The 13,633-nt window shown below is 65.5% G+C and carries 14 protein-coding genes; 4 read left to right on the top strand and 10 right to left on the bottom strand.

Translation table 11 applies throughout. The annotated features are described in order from the left end of the window. Nucleotides 1–171: 171 nt before the first annotated feature. The 6 genes from BST47_RS19655 to BST47_RS19630 are packed head-to-tail and all read right to left on the bottom strand — an operon-like array spanning nucleotide 172 to nucleotide 6,187. Nucleotides 172–1,338, bottom strand: a complete 1,167-nt coding sequence (locus BST47_RS19655) for a 17-hydroxy-3-oxo-4-pregnene-20-carboxyl-CoA lyase (RefSeq protein ID WP_083127327.1) — start codon at nucleotides 1,336–1,338, stop codon at nucleotides 172–174. Beyond that, the gene (locus BST47_RS19650; protein WP_272937642.1) at nucleotides 1,338–1,739 is read right to left on the bottom strand and encodes a MaoC family dehydratase; all 402 of its coding nucleotides are present in this window, start codon (nucleotides 1,737–1,739) and stop codon (nucleotides 1,338–1,340) included. The genes BST47_RS19655 and BST47_RS19650 overlap by 1 nt, the downstream gene beginning before the upstream one ends. After that, the gene (locus BST47_RS19645) at nucleotides 1,736–2,713 is read right to left on the bottom strand and encodes a bifunctional MaoC family dehydratase N-terminal/OB-fold nucleic acid binding domain-containing protein (RefSeq protein WP_083127325.1); all 978 of its coding nucleotides are present in this window, start codon (nucleotides 2,711–2,713) and stop codon (nucleotides 1,736–1,738) included. The genes BST47_RS19650 and BST47_RS19645 overlap by 4 nt, the downstream gene beginning before the upstream one ends. Beyond that, complete coding sequence (gene fadE29, locus BST47_RS19640) at nucleotides 2,710–3,873, bottom strand: acyl-CoA dehydrogenase FadE29 (RefSeq protein WP_083127324.1); 1,164 nt, start codon at nucleotides 3,871–3,873, stop codon at nucleotides 2,710–2,712. Before fadE29 ends, BST47_RS19645 begins: the two co-directional genes overlap by 4 nt. Next, entirely contained in the window at nucleotides 3,858–4,883 is a 1,026-nt protein-coding gene (locus tag BST47_RS19635; protein ID WP_083127323.1) for an acyl-CoA dehydrogenase family protein, read from the bottom strand. The genes fadE29 and BST47_RS19635 overlap by 16 nt, the downstream gene beginning before the upstream one ends. Before the next feature lie 50 nt (nucleotides 4,884–4,933). Further along, the gene (locus BST47_RS19630) at nucleotides 4,934–6,187 is read right to left on the bottom strand and encodes a cytochrome P450 (protein ID WP_083127322.1); all 1,254 of its coding nucleotides are present in this window, start codon (nucleotides 6,185–6,187) and stop codon (nucleotides 4,934–4,936) included. 130 nt (nucleotides 6,188–6,317) lie between these two features. On the opposite strand from BST47_RS19630, the gene BST47_RS19625 reads away from it, so the two are divergent. Genes BST47_RS19625 through BST47_RS19610 form a run of 4 tightly spaced genes read left to right on the top strand, consistent with a single transcriptional unit; the run spans nucleotide 6,318 to nucleotide 8,831 of the window. Continuing rightward, on the top strand, nucleotides 6,318–7,481 hold the full coding sequence (locus BST47_RS19625) for a steroid 3-ketoacyl-CoA thiolase (protein ID WP_083127321.1): 1,164 nt from the start codon (nucleotides 6,318–6,320) through the stop codon (nucleotides 7,479–7,481). Further along, the gene (locus tag BST47_RS19620; protein WP_083127320.1) at nucleotides 7,481–7,870 is read left to right on the top strand and encodes a DUF8021 domain-containing protein; all 390 of its coding nucleotides are present in this window, start codon (nucleotides 7,481–7,483) and stop codon (nucleotides 7,868–7,870) included. Before BST47_RS19625 ends, BST47_RS19620 begins: the two co-directional genes overlap by 1 nt. A 10-nt stretch (nucleotides 7,871–7,880) precedes the next feature. Beyond that, nucleotides 7,881–8,336 carry a nitroreductase family deazaflavin-dependent oxidoreductase gene (locus tag BST47_RS19615; protein ID WP_083127319.1) on the top strand — a complete coding sequence of 152 codons (456 nt, stop codon included), beginning with the start codon at nucleotides 7,881–7,883 and terminating at the stop codon, nucleotides 8,334–8,336. 51 nt (nucleotides 8,337–8,387) lie between these two features. Further along, nucleotides 8,388–8,831 carry a nitroreductase family deazaflavin-dependent oxidoreductase gene (locus tag BST47_RS19610; RefSeq protein WP_083127318.1) on the top strand — a complete coding sequence of 148 codons (444 nt, stop codon included), beginning with the start codon at nucleotides 8,388–8,390 and terminating at the stop codon, nucleotides 8,829–8,831. On the opposite strand, the gene BST47_RS19605 is transcribed toward BST47_RS19610, so the two are convergent. From BST47_RS19605 to BST47_RS19590, 4 genes are all read right to left on the bottom strand, one after another. Next, a complete protein-coding gene (locus BST47_RS19605) occupies nucleotides 8,755–10,734 on the bottom strand; it encodes a TRAP transporter permease (RefSeq protein ID WP_234809784.1) in 1,980 nt (659 codons plus the stop codon). The genes BST47_RS19610 and BST47_RS19605 overlap by 77 nt on opposite strands. Nucleotides 10,735–10,814: 80 nt before the next feature. After that, nucleotides 10,815–11,813, bottom strand: coding sequence for a TAXI family TRAP transporter solute-binding subunit (locus tag BST47_RS19600; RefSeq protein WP_165799826.1), 999 nt, complete (start codon nucleotides 11,811–11,813; stop codon nucleotides 10,815–10,817). Nucleotides 11,814–11,871: 58 nt separating this feature from the next. Continuing rightward, nucleotides 11,872–12,777 (bottom strand): SDR family oxidoreductase, encoded by a 906-nt coding sequence (locus BST47_RS19595; protein WP_083127316.1) that lies wholly within the window; start codon nucleotides 12,775–12,777, stop codon nucleotides 11,872–11,874. 33 nt (nucleotides 12,778–12,810) lie between these two features. Next, complete coding sequence (locus BST47_RS19590) at nucleotides 12,811–13,584, bottom strand: SDR family oxidoreductase (protein WP_083127315.1); 774 nt, start codon at nucleotides 13,582–13,584, stop codon at nucleotides 12,811–12,813. Nucleotides 13,585–13,633 lie beyond the last annotated feature (49 nt).

The raw sequence follows: 13,633 nt of genomic DNA, 5'->3' as shown, positions 1-13,633 counted from the left end.
GCAATGTCGTGCGACGGCCGATATCGCCTACCTATTTGTTTGCTAGATTTGCAGTTTGATGCACGGTTCGGTCTTAACCTGCTGGCCGATGGGCAAGTCGTCGAGATCGTCGACAGACGACCGGTAGCCCGACCGCATCCAGCGGTCGGGCATCGTGATCGAGAGCGGGCGTCAGCCCAGAATCAACCCGGAGGTGGGGACGCCGGTGCCGGCGGTAACCAACACGTGCTCGACGTTGTCCACCGGATTCACCGATGTTCCGCGCAGCTGCCGGACACCTTCGGCGATGCCGTTCATGCCGTGGATGTACGCCTCACCGAGCTGACCACCGTGGGTGTTGATCGGCAACCTACCGCCGATCTCTATCGCGCCGTCCTTGATGTAGTCCTTGGCCTCACCCGGAGCGCAGAACCCCAGCTCCTCCAGCTGGATGAGCGTGAACGGCGTGAAGTGGTCGTACAGGATCGCGGTCTGGATGTCGGCGGGCGTCAGCCCCGACTGCTCCCAGAGCTGCCTACCGACCAAGCCCATCTCCGGCAGCCCCAGTTCCGACCGGTAGTAGCTTGTCATCGAATACTGATCGGGGCTGGAACCCTGCGAGGCCGCCTCGATGACGGCCGGCCGGTGCTTGAGATCCTTGGCCCGCTCAGCGGACGTAATCACCAGCGCCACACCACCATCGGTCTCCTGACAGCAGTCGAGCAGCCGCAACGGCTCGGCAATCCACCGCGAGTTCTGGTGATCCTCGATGGTGATCGGCTTCTCGTAGAAGTACGCCTTCGGATTGTTGGCGGCGTGCCTACGGTCGGCCACCGACACGGCGCCGAAGTCCGCGCTGGTCGCACCGGAGTAATGCATGTAGCGCTGGGCGATCATCGCCACCTGAGCGGCAGGCGTGGACAGCCCGTGCGGATACGAGAACGAATTGTCCACACCGGTGGAGTCGGCGTTCTCCACCAGTCGCATCTGAACCTGGCCGAAGCGCATCCCCGACCGCTCGTTGAAAGCCCGGTATGCCACAACGCAATCCGCGACCCCGGTGGCCACCGCGATCGCTGCCTGCTGGACTGTGGCGCACGCCGCGCCACCACCGTGATGGATCTTGGAGAAGAATTTCAACTCACCGATTCCGGTGGCGCGCGCAATCGACACCTCGGTGTTGGAGTCCATGGTGAAGGTGACCATGCCGTCCACGTCGGCCGGTGTCAGGCCGGCGTCGTCGAGCGCGTCCAGCACGGCTTCGGACGCCAGCCGCAATTCGCTGCGGCCGGAGTTCTTGGAGAAGTCGGTGGCGCCGATCCCGACGATCGCCGCCTTTCCGGAAAACTCACCCGGCATCAGGCATCTCCGATCGTCAACGTCGCGGTGGCGATCACATGGTCGCCAAGGCTGTTGCTGCCAGTCACTTTCAGTGAGATCAGGCCGTCCTCGACGGCGGTGACTTCACCTCTGAACGTCACGGTGTCATACGCGTACCACGGCACACCGAGCCGCAGCCCGATCGTCTTGATGATCGCGTTCGGTCCGGCCCAGTCGGTGATGTAGCGCTGCACGAGGCCGGTGTCGGTCAGGATGTTGACGAAGATGTCTTTGGAACCCTTGGCCTGCGCCTTGTCCCGGTCGTGGTGCACATCCTGATAGTCACGCGTGGCAATCGCTGTCGACACGATGAACGTCGGATCGCCGTAGAGTGCGAGCTCGGGCAGCTTCGTCCCCACCTCGATCGCGGGTGCGCTCACTTTGCAGGCTCCCATGCGTAGTTGGTCCAAGCCGGCCCGGAATCCCCTTCGGGGAAGTCGATATACATTGCGCGGACCGGCAATCCGATCTTCACCTCCGCGGGGTCGACGTTGCGGAGCTCGCCGAGCATCCGCACACCCTCCTCGAGTTCGACCAACGCGATGACGAAGGGCAGCGTGCGGCCGGGCACCTTCGGGGCGTGGTGCACCACGAAGCTGAATACCGTTCCTTTACCGGAGGCGACGACGTAGTCGGTCTCCAGCTCCTTGTCCTGCCAGAGTGCCGGCACGGGTGGATGCTGCAGCGTGCCGTCGCCGCGCTTCTGAATACGCAGCTCGTGCGCGTTGAGGCCGTCCCAGAAGAACTTCGTGTCACGGGACGACGCGGGACGCATCATGCTGTCCGCGTCGAGATCGTCGGGCACCGGCGATGATGATTCGGAATCCTGATCTGTGCCTGATTCCAAAGGTCGGAACTTCATGATGCGCCACATCATCTCGGCGACGTCTTCGTCGCCGACCTGCCAGGAGATGCGCTGGGTGATGAAGAAACCCTCGCCGAGCGCGGTCCGCTTGGGGCCGACGACGTCGGTCAGCTCTGCGGCGACGCTGACCTGCTCGCCGGGACGCAGGTAGCGGTGATAGGTCTGCTCGCAGTTCGTCGCGACGACGCCGATATACCCTGCGTCGTCGAACAATCCGAGGATCTTGCCCAGCGGATCGTCGTCGAGCCGGTTGCCGCCCAGCCCCATCATGGTCCACACCTGGATCATCGCGGGAGGTGCGACGGTGCCCGGATGACCCGCCGCCTTGGCGGCTGCCTCGTCGACGTAAATGGGGTTGTTGTCCCCCATTGCATCGAGCCAGTGGTCGATCATCGGCTGGTTCACCGGGTGACGGGCAACCCGCGGCTTGCTCTTGCCTTCGGCCTTGACCCGCTCGGCGGCCTTCTGGATGTCCTCGACCGCGCTCATCGGGGAACCCTCGGCACCTTCAGTCCGGCCGCCGCGATCATTTCTCGCATCACCTCGTTGACACCTCCACCGAACGTGATCACCAAATTGCGCTTGGTCTGCGAGTCCAGCCACTCGAGCAGTTCTGCGGTTTCCGCATCCGCCGGGTTGCCGTACTTACCGACGATCTCCTCGGCGAGCCGACCGGCATATTGGATCCGTTCGGTGCCGAACACCTTGGTGGCGGCGGCATCTGCCACGTCGATGGTCTCGCCGGAGGCGGCCACCTGCCAGTTCAGCAGCTCGTTGATCCGCCACATCGCCTTGAGTTCGCCGAGTGACCGCTTCACGTCGTCGTGATCGAGGGGGGTGTCGCCGTTCGAACCGGGCTTGGCTGCCCAGTCGTGCACCCGGTCGTACAGTGAGGCGAATCGCCCTGCCGGACCGAGCATTACGCGTTCGTTGTTCAGCTGAGTCGTGATCAGGCGCCAGCCGCCGTTCTCCTCGCCGACCAGCATCTCGGCGGGCACCCGGACGTCGTTGTAGTACGTCGCGTTCGTGTGGTGAGCGCCGTCGGACAGAATCATCGGCGTCCAGCTGTAGCCGGGATCGGTCGTGTCGACGATCAGCATCGAAATGCCCTTGTGCTTGGCGGCTTCCGGGTCGGTACGGCACGCCAGCCATACGTAGTCGGCGTCATGCCCACCGGTGGTGAACACCTTCTGGCCGTTGACGATGTATTCGTCGCCCTGCTTGACCGCGGTGGTGCGCAGCGATGCGAGGTCGGTGCCCGCCTCGGGCTCCGTGTAGCCGATCGCGAAATGGATCTCGCCCGCGAGGATGCCGGGGAGGAACTTCTTCTTCTGGAGATCGGTGCCGTACTGCTGCAGCGTCGGCCCCACGGTCTGCAGGGTGACGGCGGGCAGTGGCACGTCGGCGCGATGTGCCTCGTTGACGAAGATCGACTGCTCGATGGGGCCGAAGCCCAGGCCGCCGAATTCCTTGGGCCAGCCGACACCCAGCTTGCCGTCGGAGCCCATCCGCTTGATGATCGCGCGGTAGGCCTTGCCGTGGCGGTCGCTCTCCATCTCCTTGTGCTCTTCAGGGGAGATGAGGTTCGAAAAGTACTGTCGCAGTTCGGCTTGGAGCTGCTTCTGCTCAGGGGTCAGTTCGATGTACATTGCGCTCCCACCAGATCGAGTCGGTGCGACGGGCCGCCAACCAGCCGGGTCAGGTCCTTGACGCCGGAGTAATAGCGGTCCATCGGATAGTCGATGTCCATTCCCATCCCACCGTGCAGATGGTGGCACAGCTGCATCGCCGGCGGCGCCTCTGAGGCCAGCCAATAGCCGAGGATGTCGGTGTCGTCGTCAGCGTCCAACCCTTCCGAGAGCCGCCACAACACCGAGGTCGCGGCCAAGGTCAGTGTGCGCGAGGCGATGTAGACCTCAGCGAGCTGTGCGGCGACGGTCTGGAACGTCGACAGCGGCTTGCCGAACTGCTCACGGTTGGCCACGTAGTCCGCGGTGAGCCGTAGGGCGCCCGCGACCAGACCCGACGCGAACGCGCCGATGCCCGCCAGCGCCAGCTGGTTCACCCGCCGCGGCTGCGCACCGTCGAGCACCCCGTCGACCTCGGCATCGGAGAACGTCACCGAGTACTCGTCGCCGTGATTGGCGGTCGGCGTCTTGACCACCTGTACGCCCGCGGCCTTCGGGGAGATCACCGCAACAGCGCCGCCAGCGGTCACGATCAGCCAATCCGCCTGCTCCGCATAGGGAACCGCGACCTTGACCCCGTTCAGCTTCAGCCCGCCGGAGACGGCGGAAAGCACAGTCGCGGGCCGGTCCGGCAGCGGTGCGCCGGGCTCGTTGAGCGCCGCGGTGAGCACGGAGCCCTTCGGCACCCCGGCGAGGTAGCGATCCTGCTGCTCGTCGGACGCCAGCTCCAGCAGCGGGATCAACCCGAGACCCAGCGTCGCAAGCGCGGGGCTCACGGTGCCGTGTCGGCCGATCTCGATGAGTGCGGTGCCGACCTCGGCGAGGCCCAGACCGTCGCCACCGAGGCGGTCGGGTACGCCGAAGGCCGTGATGCCGCCGGACACCAGCGCGTCCCAGCTGTTGTCCCTGCCGAGCGCCGACGTCACCACATCGGCGACAGCCTGCTGCCCTTCGTCCGGACTGAAATCCACCGAATCCTCCTTGAGCCGACTGCGCGCACCGCGCGCGTGATCCGCGAAAGCTACTGGGCGACGGGTGCGCTCGCTCCCGTGTAGTCAACCTGCCAGTGCTTGATGCCGTTCAGCCACCCCGACATCAACCGCTCGGGCTCCCCGATCGGCTTGAGATCGGGCATCGCGTCGGCCACTGCGTTGAAGATCAGGTTGATGGTCATGCGGGCCAGGTTCGCACCGATGCAGTAGTGCGCACCGGTGCCGCCGAAGCCGACGTGGGGGTTCGGATCCCGAAGGATATTGAATTGATGAGGACTGTCGAAGACCTCGTCGTCGAAGTTGGCCGAGCGGTAGGACATCACCACACGCTCGCCCTTCTTGATCTTCACGCCCGCGAGCTCGGTGTCCTCGAGCGCGGTGCGCTGGAACGCGGATACCGGTGTGGCCCAGCGGATGATCTCGTCCGCAGCGGTGGCGGGGCGCTCCTTCTTGTACAGCTCCCACTGATCGGGATGCTGGGAGAACGCGATCATGCCGTGGGTGATCGAGTTGCGCGTGGTCTCGTTGCCCGCGACCGCGAGCATCACGACGAAGAAGCCGAACTCGTCGTCGGACAGTTTCTCGCCCTCGATGTCGGCCTCGATCAGCTTGGTGACGATGTCCTCGGTCGGGTTCTTGGCCCTCTCCTCGGCCATCTTCATCGCGTACTGGATCAGCTCGAACGAGGAAATCGCCGGATCGACATCGGCGTACTCCGGATCCTCACCGGCGGTCATCTCGTTGGACCAGCGGAACAGCTTGTCACGGTCGTCCTGCGGCACACCGAGCAGTTCGGCGATCGCCTGCAACGGCAGCTCGCACGAGACCTGTTCGACGAAGTCTCCGGAGCCTTCCGCCGCGGCGGTCTCGGCGATCTTCTGGGCACGGGCGCGCAGCTCGTCCTCGAGCCGCCCCACCGCACGCGGCGTGAAGCCGCGGGAGATGATCTTGCGTAACCGGGTGTGCTGCGGCGCGTCCATGTTCAACAGCACCGCCTTCTGCAAGTCGATGGCGTCGCGGGTCATCCCCTGGGGCCACGTCGGGATGGCACCATCGGGCGAACTGCCGAAGAGGTCGCTGCGCTTCGACACCTCTTTGACGTCGGCGTGCTTGGTGATGAGCCAGTAGCCCTTGTCTCCGAATCCGCCCGTGCCGCCCGGAACGTCCACCCAGTGGACGGGGTCCGAGGCCCGCAGCTCGGCGAGCTCCTCCACGGGTAGACGCTCGAGGTTCAGGCTCGCGTCGAGGAAGTCGAAGTCTGCGGGAATGTTGTGGGGTGCCATGACCGTGCGCTCCTTTTCAACACAAATTGCAACGTGTTCTAGTGCCAGTAAAACATGCCTTCTCCGCAGATAAAAGGCAGGTCACCATCCTCGCTTGTCAGAGTAATGAAACGTGTTCTAGCCTGACGGAATGGGTAACCCTGTCATCGTTGAAGCCACTCGCAGTCCGATCGGTAAGCGGAACGGATGGCTATCCGGCCTACACGCCACCGAGTTGCTGGGCGCAACACAAAAGGCTCTAGTCGAAAAGGCCGGTATCGATGCCGGTGACGTCGAGCAGGTCATCGGCGGCTGCGTCACGCAGTTCGGCGAGCAGTCCAACAACATCACGCGGGTCAGCTGGCTGGTCGCCGGGTTGCCCGACCACGTCGGCGCCACCACCGTCGACTGCCAGTGCGGCAGCGCCCAGCAGGCCAACGGCCTGATCATGGGTCTGATCGCGGCCGGCGCCATCGACGTCGGCATCGCGTGTGGCATCGAGGCCATGAGCCGCGTCGGGCTTGGCGCCAACGCCGGCCCCGATCGCGGGATCCTGCGGCCCTCGTCGTGGGACATCGACCTGCCCGACCAGTTCACCGCCGCCGAGCGCATCGCCCAGCGCCGCGGCATCACCCGCGCAGACATCGACCAGTTCGGCTTCGACTCGCAACGCAAGGCCGCCCAGGCCTGGGCCGAGGGGCGCTTCGACCGCGAGATCAGCGGTATCGAGGCGCCGGTGCTCGACGAGAACAAGCAGCCGACCAGCGACCGTCACATCGTGAGCAAGGACCAGGGCCTGCGGGAGACCACGCTGGAGGGTCTGAACTCGCTCAAGCCCGTGATCGAGGGCGGTATTCATACCGCGGGGACGTCATCGCAGATCTCCGACGGCGCCGCCGCCGTGCTGTGGATGGACGAGGACAAGGCCAAGGCGCTCGGTCTGAAGCCGAGGGCGCGGATCGTCAGCCACGCGCTCGTCGGTGCCGAGCCGTATTACCACCTCGACGGCCCGGTGCAGTCGACGGCGAAGGTGCTCGAGAAGGCCGGCATGAAAATGGGCGACATCGACATCACCGAGATCAACGAGGCGTTCGCGTCGGTCGTGTTGTCGTGGGCGCGGGTGCACAACCCGGACATGGACAAGGTGAACGTCAACGGCGGCGCGATCGCGCTCGGCCACCCCGTCGGATCGACCGGCGCCCGCCTGATCACCACCGCCCTGCACGAGCTGGAGCGCACGGATCAGAGCACCGCACTCATCACGATGTGCGCTGGCGGCGCTCTGTCCACCGGAACGATCATCGAGCGGATCTGATGTCCGCGGCCCCATCGTCCATGGAAGCCCAGCGCATCGCGGCCGCCCAGTCCTACATCGACGCGCTGGTCTCTCACGACGCGGACAAGGTGCCGTTCGCGCCCGGATGCACGCGCATCGAGGTGGGGCTCAAGACCGGATTCTCGGGAGATCACCTGCGCCGCAGCCTGAATCGCGGCTTGCAGTACCGGGTGATCCAGGCGACGACCGTGCCCGAGTTCACCGTCGTCGACGGCAACACCATCCGGGCGAAGTTCGATCTCGTGACGAAGCCTTCTCTGTTGGGGCGCAAGGTCGGCGCGCACATCGACGAGACGTTCCAGATTCCGGCCGACGGTCTGATCCACCACATCCGCGCAGGGATTCGCCCGTTCCTCACCTCGTCTTAGGATCACGTGCATGGCCAAATCGCGCCCCCGCTTCACGGACACGAAGGCGTCCGACACCTTCATCAAGTGGATGTCGAAGCTCAACACCTACATGTACCGACGTAGCGGGGGCGAAGGCTTCGGCAGCGATTTCCAGGGCATCCCGGTGGCACTGCTGACCACCACGGGCCGCAAGACCGGTGAGCCGCGGATCAGCCCGCTGTACTTCCACCGCGACGGCGACACCGTCGTCGTCGCGGCCTCCAAGGGCGGCAGCGACAAGCATCCGATGTGGTACCTGAACCTGAAGGCCAACCCGAAAGTCCAGGTGCAAATCAAGAAAGAGATCCTCGATCTCACCGCGCGCGACGCCACCGAGGAGGAACGCGCGAAGTACTGGCCGCGCCTCGTCGAGATGTATCCGTCTTATGAGGATTACAAATCCTGGACCGACCGGGTGATCCCGCTCGTCATCTGCGAACCCTGACAACGCTCGGTCAAGGGTTTGCCGAGACTTCCAGACGGCTAGACACGCGGTATGGCAGGCGCTATCCGCAACTCCCGGCCGCTGCGGGCGGCCATGAAGTACTTCGCCCGCGCGCACATCTGGGTCTACCGCCGCACCAACGGCCGCGTCGGCGCCAGACTGCTCTGGTTTCCCGCGGCGCTGGTCACCACGACGGGACGCAAGACCGGTCGCCCGCGCACCACACCGACGCTATATCTGGCCGACGGCGATCGGGTGATACTGCCGGCCTCGTTCGGGGGACGCGATTCCGATCCGGCGTGGTATCTCAATATCGAGTCCAATCCCGAAGTGCGGGTGCAGATCCGCGACCGGCAGTTCGATCTGATCGCCAGGGACGCGACCGTGGAAGAGCGAAAGCGCTACTGGCCCAGCCTGATCAAGATGTACCCGCCGTATCGGGGATATCGGGAGGCTGCTGATCGGGTGATTCCGATGGTCGTCTGCGAGCCATGACGACGTTCACCGCCGCGGCCACCGCCAACAGACCCGCACCGACGGCGATCGTCACCGGGTTCAGATAGAGCAGCAGCGCGGACGCCGGTACGCACAGCACGCGCTCGGGCCAGCCCGCCCGCCGGATCATCCAGCCGCCAGTGACGACAGCCAGCGCGGCCACCGCCAGCGCGGCCACCGCGCCTGTCCACACCATGTCGACGAACGACCGCAGACCGAGCAGACCTTCACCGTTGTCGGTCAAGACGAACGCGAACGGGACGAGGAACGCGGGCAGGGTGTACTTCCACGTCTGCATCATCGTGGGGATGACACGACCGCCGGTGATCGCCGACGCCGCCACCGACGCCAGCGCCGTCGGCGGCGTGACTTCGGAGAGCACCGCGAAATAGAAGACGAACATCGCCACCGCCGGCGCGGCGACACCCAGGTCCTGCAGCGCGGGCCCGACGATAACCCAGCTGATCACGAACGACGCGGTGACGGGCACCGCGAGCCCTAGCACCGAGACCGCCAACGCGGCGAATATCGCCGTGAAAATCAATACGACCGTTGGGTTTTCAGATATGAGGCGGGCGGTGTTGACGAGGATGGAGTTCAGCTGCAGACCGAGTCCCGTGCGCGTGATCATCGCGGCGACAACGCCCGCAGCCGCGCACACCGCCGCCACCGAGAGCACGCCGCGCACCCCGGTGGCCAGCGCCCGGTAGAGCCGCACCGGGGTCAGTCGGTGTTCGCGGTCGAAATACGACAGCACGATCTGGACGGCGATGGCGTAGACGACCGCGCGCATCGCCGACACATCCAGCGCGAGGAATACGACGATCATCACCAGCGAGATGAGGTGGTAACCGAACCTGCCGAGCAGACGCCAGAACGATCCTGCGTCGACATCGACCTCGCGCGTGCCGTACCGCCGCGCGTCGATCTCGACGGCCAGCAGAATGCCCAGGTAGTACAGAATCGTCGGCACCACCGCCCAGACCAGGACGGTCAGGTACGGCACCCCGAGGTACTCGGCGATGATGAACGCCGCAGCGCCGAGCGTCGGCGGCGACAGGATCGCGCCGATGCCCGCGGCCGCCAGCATTCCGCCCGCGTTTTCGCGCGGGTACCCGGCGCGGCGCAACACCGGCCACGTCACCGACCCCAAGCTGACCGTCGTCGCCGTCCCGGATCCGGACACACTGCCCATCAGGAACCCGGCCAGTGTCACCGTCCGTCCCGGTGCCGCCCGCGACCGGCGGAACGCGGCGAACGAAAGGTCGATGAAGAACTTGCTCGCCCCTGACGCCTCGAGCACCGCGCCGTAGATGGTGAACAACACGATGTAGGTCGCCGCGACATCCAGTGGCACGCCGTACAATCCCGTCGACTGCATGAACGACGCGCTGACGATCTGCACCCAATCCACGCCGGCGTGGGCGATCGCCGCCCCCTGCGGCAGGTACCCGCCGTAGTAGGCGTAACCCAGTGCAAGCAGGCACACGGTGGGCAACGCCACGCCGGTGGTCCGGCGGCACGCCTCAAGGACGAGTAGGACGACGATCGTTCCGACGACGACATCGAGCATCGCGGGTGTGCTCTGCCTGCTGAGAAACTCGTCGAATCCCCCTCCGCCGTCACCGATTTGGAACGGCAACACCGGATACAGGCAGGCCAGCAGCGCGGTCGCCGCCAGCAGCCAGTCGAACCACGTCGGATTCTGCCGCGGCGCGTCGTCGGTGTTCTCCGTCTTTTCCGTCGTTCGGCGGCGCAACCGCACACCGGATCGGTAACACAGCAGCGTGAGTGGAAGGACCGCCGCCAGGAACAGGATCAGCGAAACCTGATTGCCCTGCGCCAGCGGGAAGAACACCTGATACAGCGCGAACAGCCCGATCAGGACACAGCCCACGGTCACCAGGTGGTGAACCCAGCCGGTCAGCCGCCGGGCCGGCTTCTCGTCCTCGTAGGCGGCCGACGCAGCCGCTTCGGTGGAGGTCAGTTCGCCGCGCCGAGGTCGTCGAGGGCGCGCTTGGCGCCGGGATGCAGCGGCACGGGCATGGTCTCGCGGGCGGTGTCCAGCGAGATGCCTTCGGCCGCCTTGTTGACCTTGACCAGTTCGGGCTTGTGGTCGAACAGCGCCTTGGTCAGCACGCAGGCGGTGTTGCCGTCCATATCGTTCTTGACCAGAAGCAGATTGGGCACCACGACGGTCGCGACGTCCGTGGGCGTCTGATATGTGTCGGCCGGGATGACGCCCTCTTCGTAGATCGGGTTGATGTTCTGCAACTTCGGCAGCGTGTCGGTCACGTCGATGAACTTGACGTTGTCGCGCTGGCTGACGAACAGGTCGGTGATGCCGCCGGTCGGCAGCCCGCCCGACCAGAACATCGCATCGATCGAACCGTCCTTCATTCCTTCGACCGTCTTGCCGAGTTCGGTGCGCTGGGCCTGCACATCGGTCTTCGGGTCGAGACCGGCGGCCTCCAGCATGCGGTTGGCGATCACCTCGGTGCCGGAGTTCGGCGAACCGGTGGACACCCGCTTGCCGCGCATGTCGAGGATCGAGTTGATGCCTGCGTCGCTGCGGACGATCACCTGGGTGTAGTTGGGGTACAGCCGGGTCAGCGCGGCGATCGGCTGGTCGTCGTCGAACGCCGCCATGCCGTTGACCGCGTCGGCCGCGGTGTCGGCCAGCGAGAACGCCACCTGATGGGTGCCGGCCACGAGTTGCTGAATGTTTTGCAGCGAGGCCGACGTCTCGGCGGCGGTGGCCTTCAACTTGCCATCGGTCTGCTGATTGATGGCTTCGGCGTAGGCGCCACCGAGGGCGTAGTACACCCCGGTCGTGTTGCCCGTCGCGATGCTCAGCCTGGCGTCGGACGTGACCTCACACGACGTCGGATCGGTCGCCGCCGCCCCGTTCTCGCCGCCACGCTGACCCCCACAACCGGCCACCACCAACAGGATTGCGCACAGAACTCCGTAGCGTCTCACCACTCCATCATGGAAGGCGGCGCGCTATCGCACGGCGTTTCGGCGCAATCGGCGGCGATCAGGCCCCGTAGACCGGCACGGGTGGGCGCGCCTGGGCCAGCAGTTTGCCGACGACGGGACCGAGCTCCGCCGGATCCCAGCGCGCGCCCTTGTCGATCTGTGGGCCGTGGGCCCAGCCCTCGGCGACGCGGATGATGCCGCCCTCGACCTCGAACATCTTGCCAGTGACGTCCTTGGACTCGACACTGCCAAGCCAAACCACGAGTGGCGAAACGTTTTCCGGTGCCATCGCGTCGAATTCCTTGTCCTGGGTGGACATCATCTCCGCGAACACCGTCTCGGTCATACGGGTCCTGGCTGACGGCGCAATGGCGTTCACGGTGACTCCGTAGCGGCCCATCTCCGCGGACGCGACGAGCGTCATGGCCGCGATTCCCGCCTTGGCCGCACTGTAATTGGCCTGTCCCACACTGCCTTGCAGGCCGGCACCGGAGCTGGTGTTGATGATGCGCGCGTCGACGGCGTTGCCGGCCTTGGACAGGGCGCGCCAGTAGGCGCCGGCATGGCGCATGGTCGCGAAGTGCCCCTTGAGGTGCACCGCGACGACGGCGTCGAACTCTTCCTCACTGGTGTTGGCGAACATCCGGTCGCGGACGATGCCGGCGTTGTTCACAAGTACGTCGAGCCCGCCGAACGAGTCGACGGCAGTCTGGATCAAGCCTTCGGCGTGTGCCCAGTCCGCGACGTTGGCGCCGCTGGTCACGGCTTCGCCTCCGGCAGCGGTGATTTCGTCGACCACGCCCTGTGCCGCGCTACCGCCGCCCGCGGGCGAGCCGTCCAGCCCCACACCGATGTCGTTGACCACCACTCGCGCACCCTCGGCGGCGAACGCCAGCGCATGTGCGCGCCCAATGCCGCCGCCTGCACCCGTCACGATGACCACGCGGCCGTCGAGCAGTCCCATATCTCTTATCTCCTCAGTTGTTCGAAGAATGCGTTACTTGATGTCAGCAGAGGTGGTTGCCAGGTAGTGCGGAGGTTCGCCGCCACCATGCACCTCGATGGAGGCGCCGCTGATGTAGGACGCCGCGTCGGAGGCCAAGAACGCGGCGGCCCAGCCGACGTCGTCCGGTTTGGCGAGCCGTCCCAGCGGGACGTTCTTGGAGATGGCCGCGATGGAATCGGCGTCGCCGTAAAACAATTCGGATTGCTCGGTTTCCACCATCCCGACGACCACCGAGTTCACCCGCACCTTCGGCGCCCATTCGACGGCCAGGGTGGCGGTGATGCTCTCCATGCCCGCCTTGGCCGCGCCGTACGGTGCGGTTCCGGGTGTCGGCCTGCGCCCACTGACGCTGGCGATGTTGATGATCGAGCCGCCCTGGGCCTGCTCCTGCATCACCGCGTTCGCGTGGATAGACACGGAAAGGGGTCCGAGCAGGTTGAGCTCGACGATCTTCGTGTTGAACTTCGCCGACGACTCCGCGGCCAGCACATAGGGCGATCCGCCCGCATTGTTGACGACGACGTCCAGGCGCCCGTGGCGGCTCGTGATCGCGTCGATCAACGCCGCCACCGACTCGTCGTCGCGAACGTCGCAGCTGTGGAATTCGTACGGCGACCCCTCTACCGGCCTGCGGGCACACGTCACCACGGTCGCACCTTGGGCGGCGAACACAGAGCTGATGCCCGCGCCGACGCCGCGAACTCCTCCGGTCACCAGGACGACCCTGTCATTGAGTCCGAGGACTATCTCTGGGCGGTCGGTCACTGTGCTAGCGTACCAAGCAAGTGCTTGCTTAGGTAGAGACCCCCAGAGT

It is taken from the genome of Mycolicibacterium tusciae (assembly GCF_002086795.1).
Taxonomy (GTDB): Bacteria; Actinomycetota; Actinomycetes; order Mycobacteriales; family Mycobacteriaceae; genus Mycobacterium; species Mycobacterium tusciae.
Note: the sequence above shows the minus strand (reverse complement) of the source record. Positions and strands in the feature narration are given on the sequence as shown.

Coding starts and splice junctions, on each gene's coding strand:
- BST47_RS19655 (WP_083127327.1), bottom strand. CDS start 1,338: ATGCCGGGTGAGTTTTCCGGAAAGGCGGCGATCGTCGGGATCGGCGCC.
- BST47_RS19645 (WP_083127325.1), bottom strand. CDS start 2,713: ATGAGCGCGGTCGAGGACATCCAGAAGGCCGCCGAGCGGGTCAAGGCC.
- fadE29 (WP_083127324.1), bottom strand. CDS start 3,873: ATGTACATCGAACTGACCCCTGAGCAGAAGCAGCTCCAAGCCGAACTG.
- BST47_RS19630 (WP_083127322.1), bottom strand. CDS start 6,187: ATGGCACCCCACAACATTCCCGCAGACTTCGACTTCCTCGACGCGAGC.
- BST47_RS19625 (WP_083127321.1), top strand. CDS start 6,318: ATGGGTAACCCTGTCATCGTTGAAGCCACTCGCAGTCCGATCGGTAAG.
- BST47_RS19620 (WP_083127320.1), top strand. CDS start 7,481: ATGTCCGCGGCCCCATCGTCCATGGAAGCCCAGCGCATCGCGGCCGCC.
- BST47_RS19615 (WP_083127319.1), top strand. CDS start 7,881: ATGGCCAAATCGCGCCCCCGCTTCACGGACACGAAGGCGTCCGACACC.
- BST47_RS19610 (WP_083127318.1), top strand. CDS start 8,388: ATGGCAGGCGCTATCCGCAACTCCCGGCCGCTGCGGGCGGCCATGAAG.
- BST47_RS19595 (WP_083127316.1), bottom strand. CDS start 12,777: ATGGGACTGCTCGACGGCCGCGTGGTCATCGTGACGGGTGCAGGCGGC.